We start from the raw sequence: 18,659 nt of genomic DNA on the forward strand, positions 1-18,659 counted from the left end.
GCACCCTCGCCGCCGGGCGGCGGCGCCACATTGACGCATATCAAGCGGGCGGCTTGGAGGCTCCACTAGGGTGATTTCCAAACGCCACCACTGGCGCAGAGACCTGGTTGCAGGAAACGGAGATCAGGCGAGAACATGGCGGCTGAGGAGCCCACCGCCGAGACACCCGACTGGGGACGGCTGACGCCGTCGCAGCTTTTCTCGCGCTGCGACACCTCGGGTTGGCGGTTCGAGACCACCGCCGAGCTGGAGGATCTCGACCGGGTGATCGGTCAGGACCGCGCGGTGGAGGCCGTGCAGTTCGCCCTGGGCATGGCGCAGCCGGGCTACAACGCCTATGTCCTCGGGCCTGAAGGCGTCGACCGTCACGGCATCGTGCGTCGCTTCCTCGATGCCGCAGCGGCGCAGAGGGGGGCGCCTCCGGACCAGTGCTACGTCCACAACTTCGCCGAACCTCACGCGCCGAGGGCGCTCAGCCTGCCTGCGGGCCGCGGCCAGACCTTCAAGCACGACATGGAGGGTATGGTCGAGGACCTGCGCGCGGCGCTCGCAAGCGCGTTCGAGAGCGACGAGTACCGGGCGCGCCGCCAGGTCATCGAGGAGGAGTTCAAGGAACGGCAGCAACAGTCCCTGGCCGACATCGAAGAGGCGGCCAAGGCGAAGGGGCTCGCCCTGGTCAGAACGCCGATCGGATTCGCCTTCGCGCCCGTCAAGGACGGCAAGCTCGTCCCGCCGGAGGCCTTCGGCGCCCTGCCAAAGGAAGTCCAGGAACAGGTCCAGGCGGACATCGAAGAGCTGCAGAAGCGCTTGCAGGGTGTGCTGGAGACGACGCCGCTGTGGCTCAAGGAGTCGCGCGCGAAGCTGCGCGAGCTCAACCACGAGACTGCGAGCTTCGCGGTCGGGCATCTGATCGGGTCTCTCCGCGAGGCCTACGAGGATCTCGAGAACGTCCTCGCCTACCTCGACGAATTGGAGCGCGACGTGGTCGAGAACGTCGACGCCTTCCTGCAGCCGATGGCGGGCGGCCCGAACGCCAAGGGGACCGACGGCGAGTCTCCCGCGGCCGGTCTTTTTCGCCGTTACCTCGTTAACCTGATCGTCCATAACGGCAAGAGCGGCCACGCGCCGGTCGTGCACGAAGACAACCCGACTTTCGACCGGCTCATGGGACGCATTGAGCAGCGCGCGGAGCTGGGCACCCTGGTCACGGATTTCAACATGATCCGGCCCGGCGCGCTGCATCGGGCGAACGGTGGCTACCTGATGCTCGACGTCCTCAAGCTGCTGACCCGCCCGCTGTCCTGGGAGGGCCTCAAGCGCGCGTTGCTGGCGCGCCAGGTGCGCATCGAGCCGCTCGCGCAGGCGATGGGCCTGCTGACGACAACCTCGCTCGAGCCCGAGCCGATCGGCCTCGACGTCAAGGTCGTCCTGATCGGCGATCCGATGATCTACTATCTCCTGACCCGTCACGACCCGGAGTTTACCGACCTGTTCAAGGTCGCCGCCGATTTCGACGACCGCATTGAGCGCGACGACGAGACCGGCGCGCTCTTCGCACGCCAGGTGGCGACACTGGTGCGCAAGGAGCGGCTTCGGCCCTTCGGCCGGGCGGCCGTCGGCCGCGTCCTCGAGCAGGCCGCCCGCCTCGCCGACGACCGCGCCAAGCTATCGGCCAAGACCGAGCTGATCGCCGACCTGCTGCGCGAGGCGGATCACTGGGCCGGCATCGCGGGACGCGATCTTGTCCAGTCCGAGGATGTCCAGAAGGCGATCGACAAGGCGGTCTACCGCCAGGACCGCCTGCGCCAGAGGCTTCAGGAAGAGACCGTCAGGGGGACGATCCTGATCGACGATCGCGGCGCTCGGGTCGGTCAGGTCAACGGCCTTTCGGTGATTTCGCTGGGCAGCTTCGCCTTCGGCCGGCCGAGCCGCATTACCGCGCGCATCAGGCTGGGCCGCGGCGACCTGGTCGACATCGAGCGCGAGGTCGAGCTCGGCGGACCGCTCCATTCCAAGGGTGTTCTGATCCTCAAGGGTTTCCTCAGCGCGCGCTACGCGCCGGAACGGCCCTTGTCGCTCTCCGCCAGCCTGGTCTTCGAGCAGTCCTATGGCGGCGTGGACGGCGACAGCGCGTCCTGCGCCGAGCTCTGTGCCCTGCTTTCGGCGTTGGCCGAGGTTCCGATCCTCCAGAGCTTCGCGGTCACGGGCTCCGTCAACCAGCACGGCGAGGTGCAGGCGATCGGCGGCGTCAACGAGAAGATCGAAGGGTTCTTCGATCTCTGTGCGGCCCGCGGCCTGACCGGCGATCAGGGCGTGGTCATCCCGGTCTCGAACGTCAAGCACCTCATGCTGCGGCCCGATGTCGTGGCGGCGGTGGAGGCCGGGCGGTTCCAAGTGGTCGCGGTGGCGACCGTGGATCAGGCGATCGAGACGCTCACCGGCCAGCCCGCCGGCGTGCGCGACGCCGAGGGGCTCTTCGCGCCGGGGACGATCAACCACAAGGTGGAGGCCCGTCTGGAGGACCTGTCGGACAAGCTGAGAGCCTTCGCGAGGCGCGACGAGTCGGACAAGGCGACATGAGCGAAGAGGAACCGGAAATCACGCTGAGGCGGATTCTGGTCGCTCTGGATGCCTCGGAACCGAGCCGCGCGGTCCTCCAGACCGCGGCGCGCCTGGCCGCCAGTCTGCAGAGCGAGCTCGTGGGCCTCTTCGTCGAGGACGCCGAGCTCCTGCAGATGTCGGCGCTTCCAGTGACCCGCCTGGTCAGCGCGCACTCGGGGGCGCCGGCGGACCTCGACCTCGCGGTGATGGAACGGGCGCTGCGCGCGCAGGCCCGCCTGGCGCGTGAATCGCTGGCCGAAGCCGCCAGCCAGTGGCGCGTCCGCTGGTCCTTTCAGGTCGTTCGAGGCGCCACCAGCGAGCAGCTGCTCATCGAGGCGCGCGGGTGTGATCTGGTCGCCCTCGGCACGACGAGCGGAGCCGGGCAGTTGGGCCGTCTCCTGGGATCGACCGCGCGGCAGACCGCCGTCCTCGCACCCTGCTCGGTGTTTCTCTCTCGCGCTGGGCCGCCCCAGAGCGGACCCGTCACGGCCGTTGCGCAGGGAAACTTCCAGACCCTCGGCTTCGCCGGGAAGCTGGCGCAAGTCTTCAGCCGGCCCCTCGAGGTCCTCGCCATCGGTGGAACCCGGGCCGAGGCGGAAGCCCTGGGGCAGTCCTGCCGGACGTGGCTGCAAGGGCACGAATTGGGTGCCGCCGTAGAGACGCTGGCACTCGACGAGCGAGCGGATCTCGTGGCCTTGCTTCGCGGCAGGAAAGCCGCGCTCTATGTGATCGATCGGCAGGGCCCCTTCGTGGATCGCCTGCATCTGGAAGAACTCGTCGAGCAGGTCGACTGCCCCATACTCCTGCTGCGCTAGAGAGCAACATTCAACCGGCGGGGGTCTCGGCTGGCGATCGCGCCGGGACCCCCGCCGGGGACTCTACCAGCTGCCGAGGGCGGCCCAGGCGTTGCGCAGCGCCTGTGCGGCGTCCTTCTGGGTCTCGCAGGTCGCCACGAGTCGCCGGTCCCGGGCGCCATCCTCGCGCTCGTAGTAGGCGGCCACGCCCCAGGTGCCGCACTTGTTACGTTCGGTGACGATGGTGACCCGGGCCGGATGCGCGGCGAAGCGGTCCAGCACCTCGGTTGCGAAGTCTTGCATCTTGGCTATTCCTCCGAATTCGCGGGATCGACGATGAACGTACCCTCGGTCCGTTTGTTCTTTTTTGGAGCCTGCGGGAATAGCCGGGAAATGGGCAGGGTCCGGCCGTCGATCAATCGAAAGACCCATGCGGAATCTGCAATCCTCGTCTACGCCGACCTTGGGGCTTGCCGGACTTTGCGCGAGGCCGTGTAATGAGAAGAGGGGGCCGGGCTGCGCGGCGACGAGGATGGGGAGAGAGGCATGATCTTGCGAACGCTCCTGTCGGTCTTGGCGGGCATCTGGGTCCTGGGCTTCTCGGCGGTGCTTGCCGCCGAGCCGATCAAGATCGGCGAAATCAACAGCTACAAGCGCTTGCCGGCTTTTCTCGAGCCCTACAAGAAGGGCTGGACCCTGGCGGTCGAGCAGATCAACGCGGCAGGCGGCGTGCTCGGGCGGCCACTCCAGGTCGTCTCGCGGGACGATACCGGGAAGCCGGGCGAAGCGGTCAAGATCGCCGCCGAGCTCCTGTCGTCCGATCGGGTGGTGTTGATCGCCGGCGGGTTCTTCTCGCACATCGGCCTGGCGCTCGCCGATTTCGCCCAGAGCAACAAGACACTCTACCTGGCAGCGGAGCCGCTGTCCGATGCGCTGGTCTGGTCCAAAGGAAACCGCTACACCTTTCGGCTCCGCCCCTCGACCTACATGCAGGCCCACATGCTGGCCAGCGCGGCTGCCGAGCTTCCGGTCAAGCGCTGGGCGACGATCGCGCCGAACTACAAGTACGGGCAGGACGCCGTGGCCGCTTTCCTCGAGGTGCTGCGCGCCAAGCGGCCCGACATTGAGGTGGTCGTGCAGCAATGGCCGCCGCTGTTCAAGATCGACGCCGGCGCCGAGGTGCAGGCGCTCGCCGCGGCCACGCCGGAAGCGATCTACAACGTGACCTTTGGGGCGGATCTCTCGAAGTTCGTGCGGGAGGGCACGGTGCGCGGCCTGTTCGAGGATCGCGCAGTGGTCTCGCTGCTGACCGGCGAACCCGAGTATCTCGACGCGCTGAAGGACGAGGCGCCCGAGGGCTGGATCGTGACGGGCTACCCCTGGTACGACATCGAGACCGAGGCGCACAAGCGCTTCCGCGAGGCTTATCAGGCCCGCTGGTCGGACTATCCGCGCGCCGGCTCGGTGGTCGGCTACGCGACCTTCCAGACGATTGCGGCGGCCCTGGAGAACGCCGGCTCGACGGAAACCGAGGCCCTGATCACCGCGATGAAGGGCCTGAAGGTCGATACGCCCTTCGGCGAGATCACCTTCCGCGAGATCGATCACCAGTCCACCATGGGCGCGTTCGTCGGCAAGACCAGCTTGCGCGACGGTCGCGGGGTCATGGTCGACTGGGTCTACGCCGACGGCGCCGACCACCTGCCGGACGACGCCGCCGTCGAGGCGATGCGGCCCGCGGAGTGATGCTGCTCCGCCAGATCCGCAGGCTCCGCTGAGCCGGACGGGCCCGGTCGGAGGCTCTCGGGGGCGGGCATGGGCATCTACGTGGCGCAGTTCCTCACCGGGCTGGCCAGCGCCTGCTCCCTCTTTCTGATTGCCGTCGGTCTCTCGATCGTCTTCGGGGTGACCCGAATCGTCAATCTGGCCCACGGCTCGCTCTACATGCTGGGCGCCTACATCGCCTACAGCCTGGTGCAGTTCCTGTCGCCCGGACCTCTGGGGTTCTGGGGCGCCGTGCTTCTAGCGGCGCTTGCCGTCGGCGCGATCGGCGTCGTGATCGAGGTTCTGCTGCTGCGGAGGATCTACAGCGCCCCGGAGCTGTTTCAGCTCGTCGCCACCTTTGGCGTCGTGCTGGTGATCCAGGACCTCGCCCTCCTGATCTGGGGCCCGGAAGACCTGCTCGGGCCGCGCGCGCCGGGACTGCGGGGCTCGGTCGAGATCCTCGGCCAGCGCCTGCCGACCTACGACTTCGCGCTCATCGTGCTCGGCCCGCTGATCCTGCTTCTGCTCTGGTTTCTGTTCCGCAAGACCCGCTGGGGCGCGTTGGTCCGTGCCGCGACGCAGGACCGGGAGATGGTCGCCGCGCTCGGGGTCAATCAGCGGCACCTCTTCACCGGCGTCTTCTTTTTGGGCGCCTTCCTGGCCGGGCTCGGTGGCGCTCTGCAGCTCCCCAAGGGCGGGGCCGACCTCCTGATGGACCTCAATATCATTGCGGAAGCCTTTGTCGTCGTTGTGATCGGCGGCATGGGCAGCATTCCCGGCGCTTTCCTGGCCGCGCTGCTGATCGCCGAGCTCAACGCCTTCGGCGTGCTGTTCTATCCCAAGATCACCCTGGTGCTCATGTTCCTGGTCATGGCCCTGGTCCTGGTTTTCCGGCCCTGGGGCCTGCTCGGCCGGCCTGAAGGCGTCGCGCCGTCGGGGTCGCGTGCGACCTCGGTTCCGCGCTTCGGCGCGCTCTCCCCCCGTTCGGCGGCCTTGCTGGCGGCCGGCGCGCTGCTCCTCGTGCTGCTGCCCTGGGCGGCGAGCGAGTCCGCGGTCATCCTGGCCACGGACATCCTGATCTTCTGCCTGTTCGCCGCCAGCCTGCACTTCATCATGGGGCCCGGGGGCATGATCTCGTTCGGCCACGCGGCCTACTTCGGGATGGGCGCCTACGGCGCGGCCCTGCTGGTCACCTATCTGGCGGCGCCGATGGAGGCGGCCGTGATGGCGGCGCCCTTCGCCGCCGCTGCTTTCGCGCTGGTCGTGGGCTGGCTCTGCGTGCGCCTCACCGGGGTCTATCTCGCCATGCTGACACTGGCCGCGGCGCAGATCGCCTGGTCGGTGGCGACCCAGTGGTACGGCGTGACCGGCGGAGACGACGGCCTGCTCGGGATCCGCCCCTCGGGCTGGGCCCAGGACCGCACCGTCTTCTATCTCGTCACGCTGGCGCTCGCCGGCGGCGGGCTGATTGCGCTGCGCCATGCGGTCTTCACGCCCTTCGGCTACGCCCTCAGGGCCTGCCGTGACTCGCCGCTGCGCGCCGAGGCCATTGGCATCGATCGGCACCGGCAGCAGTGGTTCGCCTTCACCCTCGCGGGCCTCTTCGCCGGCCTGGCGGGCGCTCTCTACGCCTTCGCCAAGGGCAGCGTCTTTCCCGACCAGCTGTCGATTCCGTTGTCGATCGATGCGCTGGTCATGGTGCTGCTGGGCGGGCTGCAGACCCTGTCGGGCCCGATCGTTGGCGCCGTCACCTTCACCTTCCTGCACGATCTGATCTCACGGCTGGAGTATTGGCGATTGATCCTCGGCGCCTTGATTATGCTGCTCGTGGTCGCCTTCCCACGTGGCCTTGCCGGTTCTCTCGCCGGCCCGGTCTCCAGGCTGCTCGACCGTGTCGCGGCGCGGCGCTAGGCCCGTGGCTTTCGTCGTCCGCGACCTGCAGAAGTCCTTCGGCGCGCTTCGGGCCGTCGACGGCATCGGCTTCTCCCTCGAGCCGGGGACACTCACCGCGATGATCGGCCCGAACGGGGCCGGCAAGACAACCTGCTTCAACCTGCTGAGCGGGCAGCTGCGCGCCGACTCCGGTTCGATCCTGCTGGGCGATACTGAGCTGGCCGGCCGCTCGCCCCGGCAGATCTGGGGCCTGGGGGTAGGGCGCACCTTTCAGATCACCCAGACCTTCGCCTCGATGACCGTTCTGGAGAATCTCCAAGTCGCGCTGCTCAGCCACGGCGGCGGTACGCTCAGCCTGGCGAGGCGGCTCGGCGATCGGCACCGTGCCGAGGCCATGGCTCTGCTGCGGAGCGTCGGCATGGCGGAGCAGGCCGAGCGACCCTGCGGTGTGCTCGCCTATGGTGATCTCAAGCGCGTGGAACTCGCCCTGGCACTGACAAACCAACCGCGTCTGCTTCTCCTAGACGAGCCGACGGCGGGCATGGCGCCGCGCGAACGCGCCGATCTCATGGCGCTGACAGCGGAGGTCGTCAGAAGCAGGCGCATCATGGCGCTGTTCACCGAGCACGACATGGATGTCGTCTTCTCCCACGCCGACCGGATCATGGTCTTGAGTCGCGGGCGCCTGATCGCCTCCGACCGGCCTGAAGTTGTCCGAGCGAATCCGACGGTCCGAGAGGTCTACCTCGGCGGTCAAGGCTCGGAAGGGCCGGCGCCGTGACGTCACTGCTCGAGCTTCGCGAGGTCGACGCCTACTACGGCCTGGCGCACATCCTGCGGCGGGTGTCCCTGGAGGTCGGCGAGTCAGAGGTTGTGGTCCTGCTCGGCCGCAACGGGGCGGGCAAGTCCACGACCCTTAAGACCATCATGGGCTTGGTGCGGGCCGCCAGGGGGCGCATCCGGTTCGACGGTCTGGATGTCCAGGGTCGCGAGACGCACGAGATCGCGCGGCTCGGCCTCGGCTACGTCCCCGAGGAGCGGCGGATCTTCAGCGACCTCACGGTGCTCGAAAACCTCGCCGTCGGCCGCCGCCGGGGGCCCGGCGGCACCCGGGATTGGACCGTGGATCGCGTGTTCGAGCTGTTTCCGGGACTCGGCGCGCTGCGCGGCCGCCTCGGCGGCCAATTGAGCGGCGGCGAACAGCAGATGCTGACCATAGGCCGCACGCTGATGGGCAACCCGCGCCTGATCCTGCTCGACGAACCGGCCGAAGGTCTCGCGCCGATCGTGGTCGAGCAGTTGGCGAGCGGTCTGCGCACGCTGCGCGACGACGGCATGGCGATCCTGCTGTCGGAGCAGAACCTGGGCTTCTCGGGCGCGATCGGCGGCCGGGCGCTGATCCTGGAACAGGGGCAGATCCGCTATCGGGGGACCCTGAGCGAGCTTTCGGCGGACGGCTCCGCCGGCCGGGCCTTTCTAGACCTCTGAAGCTCGTGCGTGTCGGTAGAAAGAAATTCAAGATTTTATCGGTATTTGTGTCGAATTAACTTAATGAAACGAATTTTATATTGAATAATGAATGGTAAATATGATAAAAAGACACAAGAAATCAAGAGTTTTTATTTTGAAATAACTTCTATCGGTTCTGGAGTGAGTCGAGCGAAAGCCCGGTTTGTCAGATTTCTCAAGCAGATGCCTTGTTAGAGCGCGCGAAGTTCGACTGGTTGAACGGTTGGTCCTATGAGTCTTAGTCTTATAGTCTCAATCCTGATTAGCACCTTCGCTTTTGCCTCGGCACTGGCCCTGCTTCGACGTTTCGAGGATTGGCGCTTCGGCTTCCTGGCGGCCTTGACCGCCTTCATCTCGGCGACCATGGCGGTCTACTACCTGGCGCGGGCCTATCTGGCGGCGCCCGACGTTATTTTTTCGGTAGGCTCGTCCAGCGAAGATCTGATCGGCGTGATCATGAGCGCGCTCGCCATGCTGGCGGTCGTGTTCATGGAGCGCATCGTCAACGAACGCCGCCAGAGTGAGAAGGCCTTGCGTCTGCCGCAGTTTACGATCGAGCGCGCAGCCGTGTCGGCATTCTGGATCGGCCCGGAAGGGAACTTCCTTTTCGTCAACGAGGCGGCTTGCCGGGCTCTGGAGTACGAGCGCGACGAACTGCTGGCGAAGTCGATCCAGGAGATCGACCCCCGCTTCGATCCGACGGCCTGGGAGGAGCATTGGCAGGCGCTCAAGGAGTCGGGCTATGCAAACTACGAGTCGCTGCTGTGCACCAAGTCCGGTTCTCTCATTCCCATGGACGTCACCGCCAACTATATCGAGTTCGACGGCGAGGCCTACAACTGCGCCTTCGCCCGCGACATCACGGAGCACCGGCGCTCCGAACACGCGCTGAGGCTCGCCAAGGTGCAAGCGGAGTCGGCGCGTGAGCAGGCCGAGGTCGCGAACCAGTCGAAGAGCGAGTTTCTGGCCAACATGAGCCACGAGCTCCGGACGCCGCTCAATGCGATCATCGGTTTCTCCGAGATCCTAGACAAAGAGGTCTTCGGACCGCTCGGCTCATCGCGATACCAGGACTACGTCCGAGATATCCACAACAGTGGCAACCACCTTCTTGTCATCATCAACGACATTCTGGACCTCTCGAAGGCGGAGGCCGGCAAGCTGACACTGGATGTCTCCAACGTGGATCTGCCGAGCGTCATAGACCGCTGCCTGCGTATGCTGAGCGCCAAGAGCCAAGAGCAGGGGATCCGGGTGGTTGCCCATTTCCCCGCCAACGTGCCCTTGCTCGAGGTCGACAAGAGACTGATTTCTCAAGTTATCATCAATCTGATGAGCAACGCGATCAAGTTCACCCGCTCGGGTGGCGCCATAGTATTGACGTTGCAGGGAGACGGCGCAGGGCGATACGGCTTCAGCGTCCAGGACAGCGGAATCGGCATCTCGGCGACCGATCTCAAGAAGGTTCGAGAGCCCTTCGTGCAGGTGGCGAGCGCTTTCAATCGGGAACACGAGGGAACCGGGCTTGGTCTGCCCCTGGTCGACCAGATCATGCAGCTGCACGGCGGCTGCCTCGAGTTGCAAAGCGAGCTCGGATTGGGGACCACGGCGACGATCTGGTTTCCGGCCGATCGTGTCATCGACCGCCGGGCGCACCAGAGCAGCCACATCGAGCTCCTGCGCTCGGCCTAAAGGATTTCTCGATATAGAGGTGATCGCCTCAGTCGTTTTTCGCGGCGCAGGGCGTTGCCGGCCGATTGGCCGAGAGGGAGCGGGCGGTCGCTTCCCATGCAAGTTCCTGGAGACGTGTGGCCAGTTCGCCGATCTCGACATCGGTTCGAACGTCACCGGTTTCGATCGACCGGACGAAGCTCGCGGCCAGTTCGAGGTCCTTGACGCGCGCCGCGCTCTGTCGCTCATCGCGCCGTCTCTTGAGGTTCTGTACCCGCGTCCAGATGACCACTTGAGCGCTCCTGCGTTAGACTTTCGTCGACCGCCCGGAAAGGGTCGTTGGCGTGCTACGGCTATTATACGCCCGAACCGCCGGGACCATACCTCAACAGCGAGGGCGGCCTTGTGTCATGTTTGAGCCGAGAATCGGCGCTTCCGAGGCCTGGAGGGTCAGCAGGCCATTCTAAAAAGTAACCAAAATTCAATAAGTTACTGTGCTGCGTCGGGTTCGGGCACAACGGCATCGGGAAAGGCATCGATGACCACGGCGGACCGCCCACCTTCCCGATCCGACCGTTCACGGCCCTGTACCTCGAGCAGCTCGCGCCGACAGGCTTCCAGCTTGGACCGCTCTCTGGCGGTCGCCTGGTCCCAGCCTTCCATGCAGCTGATCTTGTTCTCCAGCAGGTCGAGGACAACCTCGAACGTGCGCTTCGACAAGCCCATCACATCCTCCTGATCCCTTGCCGAGATTACCTTAGGCAGAGTGGCAAGACCGCTCTTTAGAAAGGATGAAATCCTATGCTTTACAATTAATTGCGGTCATCGGGCCGGCCTGGCGGCGGTCAGCTGTCGGTCTGTCCGAACAGCCAGCGGGCGATCTTGCCCCGCTCCTTCTTCTGGTTCGCCCCGGACTTGGGCTTCGGCGGCGGCTCGGTGATCAAGCCGGACGCGTGAGTCTTGCCGAGCGAGAGCTTGGCCGCTCCGGCATTCTCGACCGACTTTCCTGCAGCGATAACGGTAGGGGGTGGCGGCTTCTTTCCGTACTTCATGCTGCCAAGGCCTTCGAGCGGATCCTGGTTCACCCGCTGCCGGGCCAGTTCCGCGGCCTCCCAGCGGTGCTCCGAAGCCTTCTTCAGGTCCTTCTGCGCGAGCGCCCGGCGCTGCGCATCGACCTTCTTCTGGGCGCGCTCCTTGGCTTCGCGCTGGCGGTCGTTCGCCTGGCGTTTGGCCTCGGCGGCAGCGTTCCGGCGCGCCTCCTCGGTCTTCTTCTTCGCACGCTCAGTGGCTTTGCGCTTCTCTTCGAGGGTTGAGAGCCGGACCGCCTCGGCCGCCTGCTGGCGTTCCTCCTCGATCTGGCGCTTAGCTTCCTCCAGGGCCCGCTTGCGCTCCTGCTCGGTCTGGCGTTTGGCTTCCTCCATGACCTGGCGAAGTTCTTCCTTCGCCTTCCGCTGGGCTTCTTCAGCGGCCTTTCGGCGTTCCGATTCAGCGGTTTTCCTGGCCTCTTCGGCAGCCTTTTTGAGCTCGTGCTCCAGCTTCTGCTTCGCGACCTCGGCGGCCTGTCGGAGTTCGCCTTCCGCCGTCAGTTTGGCTTCGAGCTCGGCGAGGCGACGTTCCTCCTCGACCTTGCGGAGCGTCTCCATCTCGGTGAGTCGCTGTTCTTCCTCGGCCCGGCGCTTGGCTTCTTCGTCCGCCAAGCGCTTCTCCGCCTCGGCGAGGCGCTTGGTCTCTCGTTCCGCGAACTGTCGCTCGGCTTCGGCAAGCCGCCGCGCCTCTTCGGCGGCGAGGCGTTTCTCCTCCTCGACCAGTCGCTTCGCTTCGAGCTCGGCGAGCCTTCTTTCTTCCTCCTCGATCCTCTTGGCCTCGGCATCGGCGATGCGCTTTTCAGCTTCCTTCAGCTTCTCGGCCTCGGCCTTTGCCAGGCGCTCCTCGTATTCCTGCTGAAGTTTGGTCTCCAGCTCCGCGAGGCGCGATTCCTCCTCGGACTTCCACTTCGCCCGCTCCTCGGCGAGACGGCCTTCTTCCTCGGCGCGGATGCGCGCTTCCATCTCGGCGATCTGGTGTTCTTGACTAGCCCGGCGCTGGGCCTCCTCGTCGGCGATCTTCTTGACAGCCTCGGCGGCCAGCCGCTTTTCCTTCTCGGCCCTTTCCCGGGCTTGCTCGATCGCTTGTAGCTTCTCGCCCTCGGCCTGCTTCATGGCCTCTTCCAGGACGCGCTGGCGTTCGGCCTCGATCGCGCGCTTCATCTCCAGGTCGGCCTGGAGGCGCGCTTCCTCAACCGCCTTGCGCTTCTCGTCCTCGGCCGCACGCTGGATCTCGTCGATCGCGCGCTGGCGCTCCATCTCGGCTTCGCGCTTGGCCTCCTCGACGGCCTGTTTGCGCGCGTCCTCGGCCAGCTTCTTGTTGTCCGACAGGGCTTTGCCACGGTCGATCAGGGCATCGCGCTTGGCTTCGATCTCGGACAGCCGGGACTGGATGACCGCCTTCCACTTGGCCTCCGTTTCTGACTTCCACTTGGCCTCGGCCTCGGCCAGGCGCTTCTGCTCTTCGGCCTTCCACTTCTCCTCGAGAGCGGCCAGTCGATCCTCTTCAATCTGCGCGTCGGCCTTCGCCGTTGGAGCGGCCTTCGCCGTCGGAGCGGCGGTCGGTGCGGCGGCCGGTGCGATTTCGACATCCTCGGCGTGCGCCGGCACGTCGAGATCGAAAAGGGCGACGGTGGTGGCAATGCCATAGCCGTCGGTGTCGATCATGAGCACGCGCACCGTCAGGGTGTACTCCCGCGGCTCCGCGATCGCCGGCGGGATGAACTTGACATTGGTAAGGTGAATCGGGGTCAGCGACCAGGTACCGTCCCAATTGTTCTTTCCTGTCGAGAGCTGTGCGCCGTTCGGCAGCCCTTCGACAATGATCGAGACGTTCTGCATCAGATCGATGCCGTCCAGCCGACTCATGATGTCGAGCGGAATCGGGCGCGTATCCTCGCCGCCGCGAGGCGCGTCTTCCGTCTCTGCGGTTTGATGGCTGGGACCGCTCACCGAGAACGCAACTCCGCTGGTTTATTGTTTGTCAGTGGACGTTGAGCCTAAGGCGTCAACCCCTTCCGGCCCGTTAAGCTGGGCGGATTCTCAACAAGAATCGTGAATCGTTTGTTGTCATTACTATGAAAATTGCCTCTAAATCTCTGATTTTCTTACCATTTATGGTAAACTTTTCCGGGTGAGGCTCTCGGGGCAACGCCGCCAAGAGACGGCTGTCGCCCCTTGGTTGCCGCACGACAAAGTCTATCAGCCACCGCGCGCAACGGTGGCGGGATTTCTATCGAATGTCGACCTGGCGAGGGGCCGGGCGTCGGCCTTTTCTCAGTGCTCCCGGGAAGCGATCGACCGGATGAGCGAGAAGATATGCTTGCGCAGCTCCGGCTGCTCGATCTGATAATAGGCCCGCACGAGCTCGAGCGTTTCGCGCTTCGACATAGGGTCGTCTGCCGCGACCGAGCTCAAAACGTCCCCCGCCGTCATGCTGTTCGCCCCCGGCGCCGCGGACGGATCGGACAACTCCTCGAAGAAATAGGTAATGGGCACGTCGAGCACATGAGCGAGATGCACCAGGCGGCCGACGCTGATCCGGTCGATACCGCGTTCGTACTTCTGGATCTGCTGAAAGCTCAATCCAAGCGACTCCCCCAAGCGTGTTTGGCTCAAGCCCAGGAGAATGCGCCGCTCACGAAGCCGATTTCCTACGTGAGAATCGACATACGCCGTGCGCGAATCCCTACGACTACCCATGATGATACCAGTCTCCATTTTTAGTTGTATTTTTTAGCCCGCCCACCCGCGAGACCAAGCTTTTCCGGCAAGAGGTGAAAGCAAGGCCAGAGCAATGCTTCTTCTGCCGAAAACGGCCAAATGATACCTACTTCAACGGTAATGTCTATCACAAACTTCAACTGAATTGTTCGACTTATGGGCGAACTTTAGAGTTCTGGATTGTAAGTGGCCGATTTCCGTGGAATCTTACTTATTGGTTAAAAGTTGTCTAAACTAACGAAGCGCCGGGAACTTTGAGATCCGGGCCGCTTCCAGGTTCGTCAGGTTGGAAGCACGCTGACGGGTAGAGGTGAGCGTCCGTTGATTGGTAAGCTCGCAGTTTTGGAACAACCGCAGCCAGAGCCGCTCGACGCCTTTGACGGGGAACGGAAGTTCGTCACCGTCATGTTCGTCGATATCGCGCAGTCCGGCCGCTTCGTGGCCGGCTGCGACCCCGAGGACGCTGACGACGCGCTCTTGACCTTGCTGCAGATCATGGTCGAGGGCGTGGAGCGCTTCGGCGGCATGGTCAACCAGGTGCTCGGCGATGGCGTGATGGCCATCTTCGGCGCCCCGCGGGCCCAGGAAGACCACGGCATGCGGGCGTGCCTGGCGGCTGCCGCGATTCGAAACCGGGTGCGGGCGCTGAATGCCGAGGGATCAGGCGCGCCCGACGCGTCGAGCATCAGGATCGGCCTCAGTTCCGGCGAGGTCGTGGTGAAGGAGCCTAACGGCGACTACGGGCTGAAGTACCGGGTGGTCGGGGAAGCGGTCTACCTCGCCCAGCGCCTCGAGAGCGCCGCCCCCGTCAACGGCGTGCTTATCAGCTTGGATACCTTGCGGCTGGTATCCCAGAAGGTGGCGGTGCGTCCGCAGGGAGTCGTGCGCATCCGCCCGGACGCCGAGGCGGTTCAGGCTTACCTGCTGGAAGAGATCGACCTCGGTCAGCGCCCCCCCGGTCCTGCGCAGCGCGCTTCGGAGCCACTGTTCATCGGCCGTGCCAAGGATCTGGACCGTCTCGAAACCCTCTGGCGGGAGGTGTCGGCGGGGGAGGGACGGACGCTGGCCATGACGGGCGAGGCGGGTATCGGAAAGTCCCGCCTGCTTTCCGAGTTCCTCGGGCTGATCCCCGCCATGAAAGGCAGCGCGATCTGTTGCGAGATCCTGCCGGCGGGCATGGCACGTGTTCTGGAGCCCTCGGCACGGATACTCCGGCACTTGCTGCAACTGGGGTCCGGGACGCCGCCCGCAGAGAGCATTGCGCAGGCGCTATCTGAACTGGACGTCGCCGGCCGCAATGCGCTCTCGGCCGTCCAGCAGGTCTTCGACCTCGCTGTCGACGATCCCGCCTGGTCTCAACTGGAGCCGGCCGAGCGCTTGCAGAACATCGTCGAGACAGTCGCAGACGTTGTCGATGCGGCGTGCCGCGGCGCGCCGATGATCCTGGCCTTCGAAGACTTCCAATGGGCCGATTCCGAAACCAGACTCCTGACCCAGGAGTTGGCGCAGCGGGTGCCGAACTCCCGCCTGTTCCTCATCGTAACGAGCCGCGAAAGCGGCGGCTCGGCGTGGGCCGGCTGGCCGGCGGCCCAGGAATTGGAACTAACCCCGTTCTCGCGCAGCCAGACCTCCGACCTCCTCGAGACCTGGCTGGGCAACGACCCGGCCCTCGAGGAGTTGAAGCACCTCCTCGCGGTCAAGACCCAGGGCAACCCTTTCTTCCTCGGCGAATGCGTGCGGGCGCTGGAGGATTCCGGCGCTCTGACCCGAGTGCCGGGCGGATACGACCTGGCGGTCCCGGTGTCCGAGCTCGAGATTCCCGCAACGGTGAACGGCGTGTTGGCGGCGCGCATCGACGCGCTGCCCGCTGTGGACCGGACGCTGCTGGTAAGCGCTTCGGTGATCGGCGCCCGCGTCGACGTCGGCTTGCTCAGAGAGCTCTATCCCATGGACAGGGAGGAGCTGTTCGCGTGCCTCGGCCGGCTGCAGCAATCCGGCTTCCTGGAACGCACGCGCATAGTGCCGAACCTCGAGTTCAGCTTCCGCCATGCGTTGATCCACGATGTGGCTTACAAGACGATCCTCAAAGCGAAACGCCAGGGACTGCACGCCCGTGTGCTCTCGGCGATCGAGAAGCGCTCAGAACAACAGCTGCATGGCAAGATCGATCTCCTGGCGCATCACGCTTTTCTGGCAGAGGACTGGTCCAAGGCTTTCGCTTACTGCCGAAGGGCCGGGCGCCGCGCCCAAGGACGTTCGGCCAATCGCGAGGCTGCAAGGCTCTTCAGTTCCGCTTTGACATCGCTCGACCGGCTGCCGGACAGCAGGCGGTATCGCAGCAGGGAAATCGATACCCGCCTCGAGTACGTCCAGACGCTCTTCACTCTCGGGAAACAGGACCTGGCGCATCGGCAGCTCGTCGAAGCCCAGCGGCTCGCCGAAGCGCTGGATGATCGCCGACGGCTGACCAAGGTGGTTTCCGCCTTTATGGTCTGCCACTGGGTGCGTGCTGACTTGAAAGGGGCCATCGCCAAGGGCGAGTTGGCGCTGGACCTGGCGCGACGCTTGGGCGACGCCAAGTCGCAGATCGAAATCGGGACTCGGCTTGGATCGGTGTATCTCGATCGCGGAGACTACCAATCCGCCTGTGGGCTATTGGAAACCACCATCGGAAAGATCTCGAAAGGCGAGTCGTTCGATCGTTTTGGTTTGCTGGTTATTGCCTCTGTCGGCAGTCGAACTTCCCTGGCAAGAGCGCTCGGCGAGCTCGGTCACTTCGCGGAGGCGATCCGCGTCGGTGATGAAGGCATCATGATCGCCGAGGAGGCCGGTCACGTCTTCAGTCAGATCTACGCTTACCTATTCGTCGGCAACGCTCTGCTGAGGAAAGGCGATTTCGAGCGCAGCCTGCCGCCGCTCGTGCGCAGCTTCGAACTTTGCAACTCGACCCGGGCCAAGCTCCTATTCCCCTTGAGCGCGGCGACGCTCGGCTACGCCCAGGTCCGCCTCGGCGCCCTCAGAGACGGCTTGCGGCTGCTGCGCAAAGCGGCGGCCGCCGCGGAACATCAGGCCCTGAAGTTCCAGCTCTCGCAGGAACTGACCTGGCTGGGAGAGGCCCTCCTCCTCTCGGGCCAGGAGGAGCAGGCCCGTCTCCACGCCGACAACGCCCTGGAAACGGCGCGGCGGCACGGCGAGATCGGCGATGAAGCCTGGGCGCTTTGGCTCCTGGGCGAAATCGCCAGCCGGAGAAGCAAGCTGAGCGCCCAACAGGCAGAATCCTTCTACCTCCGAGCCCAGAAAATCGCCCGGCGCCAGTTAATGGCGCCGCTGCTGGCTCATACTCACTACGGCTTGGCGCGAGTCTATCAGCGCTCCGACCGCGAACGGGCGGCTGTGGAGAACCTGAACCTTGCCATCTCGAAGTATCGTTCGCTCGAGATGGATTACTGGTTGAACTTGGCGGAGTGTACGCGCACTAAAGCCGGCCTTCCGATCGATCTTGTCGACTGACCGGCTACCATTCTTGTGAAGAAATAGTAGCCCGAGGTGCGGCTTACTTTGCCTTGACTGCTAAGCCCTCAGACGCCGTGGCGACCCGTTCCGCCACTTCCTTCTGAAAGATCTCATCCGAGATCGCTCGGGATGCGGCGCCGATCAGGTTAGCCGCCAGGGTGAGGCCCTGAGCCTCGGCGTGCGCGCCCAACTCGTCCAGACATAGCCTGATGGCGTGTGCTTCGGCGCTATTGTGGGCGTTGATTCTGGTTACATCACCACTCATTCCAAGATGTCTCCCCAACCCAAAGGTTGCAAACGGTTACTAAAAAGTAAGTAACGCTAAATCATCTCAGTGCGGGATGCTGTGAAGCGCTTCACAGACGATTAAGCAAATTGTTCTTAAATCCAATAGGGCGAGCAGGCTCTTTAGCTCGAATCAAGGGAGAGAATAATGTATCAGCAATTTGATGAAGGCACCCTGACGAGAGGGGCAGACGGCGCTCTCTACCTACTTCGCCCGGGAAGCTGTGTAAGAGTGGAGGGGCAGACTGAGAGCGGGAACACCGAGCTCTCCCCTTGGGTGGACGAAGGCGCTGAGACGCACGCCGATTGCCAGTCCGCCAGGGTGCTGGTCGATCCGGGTTGCGTCGAACCGATCGAAGCATCCGACGATCCCGGCGATAACTCCTCAGCCATGGTGCTGATCAACCCCGGTGACGTGCGTTCTGCGAGAGTGCTGGTCGATCCGGGCGATATGGGTTCTGCGAGAGTGCTCGTTGATCCGGGTGATGGCGTTTCTGCCCGTGTCCTGATTGATCCTGGCTCGGCTAGTCTGAACTGAGGGCAGACCTTCCGAGTGACGAGTGGGAATAGGCCGCGGTTGCGGCGGATGCACGTTTGCCGTTAACCCGCAGCCTTCCCGCTCATAAATACTTCAGCACCAGACAGCTGCAGCAAGATCCGGTGGCGGTGATATGACGGTACGGGACAAAAGCGCGGCATTCGACATCCTGCGGTCAAGTCCGGGCGATCTCACAAAAGGCTTCAGGAAATCAACGCACAGGCTGATCCCGCCGGAGGAGACCCTGGCGCGCGTCTCCTGCTACCTCCCGGTCATGGGCATTAC

Annotated in this window: 15 protein-coding genes; 9 read left to right on the forward strand and 6 right to left on the reverse strand. The window is 64.6% G+C overall.

The window, feature by feature from the left end; genetic code table 11:
- Positions 1-135: 135 nt before the first annotated feature.
- Both QNJ67_02805 and QNJ67_02810 read left to right on the forward strand, forming a co-directional pair.
- Positions 136-2,580, forward strand: a complete 2,445-nt coding sequence (locus QNJ67_02805) for an AAA family ATPase (protein MDJ0607877.1) — start codon at positions 136-138, stop codon at positions 2,578-2,580.
- On the forward strand, positions 2,577-3,416 hold the full coding sequence (locus QNJ67_02810) for a universal stress protein (protein ID MDJ0607878.1): 840 nt from the start codon (positions 2,577-2,579) through the stop codon (positions 3,414-3,416). Before QNJ67_02805 ends, QNJ67_02810 begins: the two co-directional genes overlap by 4 nt.
- A gap of 63 nt (positions 3,417-3,479) precedes the next feature.
- On the opposite strand, the gene QNJ67_02815 is transcribed toward QNJ67_02810, so the two are convergent.
- Positions 3,480-3,698 carry a hypothetical protein gene (locus QNJ67_02815; GenBank protein MDJ0607879.1) on the reverse strand — a complete coding sequence of 73 codons (219 nt, stop codon included), beginning with the start codon at positions 3,696-3,698 and terminating at the stop codon, positions 3,480-3,482.
- A gap of 243 nt (positions 3,699-3,941) precedes the next feature.
- Between QNJ67_02815 and QNJ67_02820 the strand changes: the two genes are divergently transcribed.
- From QNJ67_02820 to QNJ67_02840, 5 genes are all read left to right on the forward strand, one after another.
- Complete coding sequence (locus QNJ67_02820; GenBank protein MDJ0607880.1) at positions 3,942-5,141, forward strand: ABC transporter substrate-binding protein; 1,200 nt, start codon at positions 3,942-3,944, stop codon at positions 5,139-5,141.
- Between the two features lie 69 nt (positions 5,142-5,210).
- Positions 5,211-7,070 carry an ABC transporter permease gene (locus QNJ67_02825; GenBank protein ID MDJ0607881.1) on the forward strand — a complete coding sequence of 620 codons (1,860 nt, stop codon included), beginning with the start codon at positions 5,211-5,213 and terminating at the stop codon, positions 7,068-7,070.
- 4 nt (positions 7,071-7,074) lie between these two features.
- A complete protein-coding gene (locus QNJ67_02830; GenBank protein MDJ0607882.1) occupies positions 7,075-7,833 on the forward strand; it encodes an ABC transporter ATP-binding protein in 759 nt (252 codons plus the stop codon).
- 5 nt (positions 7,834-7,838) lie between these two features.
- Positions 7,839-8,540 carry an ABC transporter ATP-binding protein gene (locus tag QNJ67_02835; protein ID MDJ0607883.1) on the forward strand — a complete coding sequence of 234 codons (702 nt, stop codon included), beginning with the start codon at positions 7,839-7,841 and terminating at the stop codon, positions 8,538-8,540.
- Between the two features lie 252 nt (positions 8,541-8,792).
- Positions 8,793-10,253 (forward strand): ATP-binding protein, encoded by a 1,461-nt coding sequence (locus tag QNJ67_02840; protein MDJ0607884.1) that lies wholly within the window; start codon positions 8,793-8,795, stop codon positions 10,251-10,253.
- 28 nt (positions 10,254-10,281) lie between these two features.
- On the opposite strand, the gene QNJ67_02845 is transcribed toward QNJ67_02840, so the two are convergent.
- From QNJ67_02845 to QNJ67_02860, 4 genes are all read right to left on the reverse strand, one after another.
- Complete coding sequence (locus QNJ67_02845) at positions 10,282-10,524, reverse strand: hypothetical protein (protein ID MDJ0607885.1); 243 nt, start codon at positions 10,522-10,524, stop codon at positions 10,282-10,284.
- Between the two features lie 197 nt (positions 10,525-10,721).
- Positions 10,722-10,952 carry a hypothetical protein gene (locus QNJ67_02850; protein MDJ0607886.1) on the reverse strand — a complete coding sequence of 77 codons (231 nt, stop codon included), beginning with the start codon at positions 10,950-10,952 and terminating at the stop codon, positions 10,722-10,724.
- 125 nt (positions 10,953-11,077) lie between these two features.
- The gene (locus QNJ67_02855) at positions 11,078-13,267 is read right to left on the reverse strand and encodes a hypothetical protein (protein ID MDJ0607887.1); all 2,190 of its coding nucleotides are present in this window, start codon (positions 13,265-13,267) and stop codon (positions 11,078-11,080) included.
- Between the two features lie 324 nt (positions 13,268-13,591).
- Positions 13,592-14,035: a helix-turn-helix transcriptional regulator gene (locus QNJ67_02860; GenBank protein ID MDJ0607888.1), complete on the reverse strand. Its 444-nt coding sequence runs from the start codon at positions 14,033-14,035 to the stop codon at positions 13,592-13,594.
- Positions 14,036-14,359: 324 nt separating this feature from the next.
- Here QNJ67_02860 and QNJ67_02865 point away from each other — a divergent pair, with 324 nt between their 5' ends.
- Positions 14,360-17,548, forward strand: a complete 3,189-nt coding sequence (locus QNJ67_02865; GenBank protein ID MDJ0607889.1) for an AAA family ATPase — start codon at positions 14,360-14,362, stop codon at positions 17,546-17,548.
- A gap of 43 nt (positions 17,549-17,591) precedes the next feature.
- Here QNJ67_02865 and QNJ67_02870 read toward each other — a convergent pair whose 3' ends face one another.
- Complete coding sequence (locus QNJ67_02870) at positions 17,592-17,816, reverse strand: hypothetical protein (protein MDJ0607890.1); 225 nt, start codon at positions 17,814-17,816, stop codon at positions 17,592-17,594.
- A gap of 168 nt (positions 17,817-17,984) precedes the next feature.
- Between QNJ67_02870 and QNJ67_02875 the strand changes: the two genes are divergently transcribed.
- Positions 17,985-18,374 (forward strand): hypothetical protein, encoded by a 390-nt coding sequence (locus tag QNJ67_02875; GenBank protein MDJ0607891.1) that lies wholly within the window; start codon positions 17,985-17,987, stop codon positions 18,372-18,374.
- Positions 18,375-18,659: the final 285 nt, after the last annotated feature.

It is taken from the genome of Kiloniellales bacterium, assembly GCA_030064845.1.
Classification (GTDB): Bacteria; Pseudomonadota; Alphaproteobacteria; order Kiloniellales; family JAKSDN01; genus JASJEC01.

Coding starts and splice junctions, on each gene's coding strand:
- QNJ67_02810 (MDJ0607878.1), top strand. CDS start 2,577: ATGAGCGAAGAGGAACCGGAAATCACGCTGAGGCGGATTCTGGTCGCT.
- QNJ67_02840 (MDJ0607884.1), top strand. CDS start 8,793: ATGAGTCTTAGTCTTATAGTCTCAATCCTGATTAGCACCTTCGCTTTT.
- QNJ67_02815 (MDJ0607879.1), bottom strand. CDS start 3,698: ATGCAAGACTTCGCAACCGAGGTGCTGGACCGCTTCGCCGCGCATCCG.
- QNJ67_02860 (MDJ0607888.1), bottom strand. CDS start 14,035: ATGGAGACTGGTATCATCATGGGTAGTCGTAGGGATTCGCGCACGGCG.
- QNJ67_02870 (MDJ0607890.1), bottom strand. CDS start 17,816: ATGAGTGGTGATGTAACCAGAATCAACGCCCACAATAGCGCCGAAGCA.
- QNJ67_02875 (MDJ0607891.1), top strand. CDS start 17,985: ATGTATCAGCAATTTGATGAAGGCACCCTGACGAGAGGGGCAGACGGC.
- QNJ67_02805 (MDJ0607877.1), top strand. CDS start 136: ATGGCGGCTGAGGAGCCCACCGCCGAGACACCCGACTGGGGACGGCTG.
- QNJ67_02825 (MDJ0607881.1), top strand. CDS start 5,211: ATGGGCATCTACGTGGCGCAGTTCCTCACCGGGCTGGCCAGCGCCTGC.
- QNJ67_02820 (MDJ0607880.1), top strand. CDS start 3,942: ATGATCTTGCGAACGCTCCTGTCGGTCTTGGCGGGCATCTGGGTCCTG.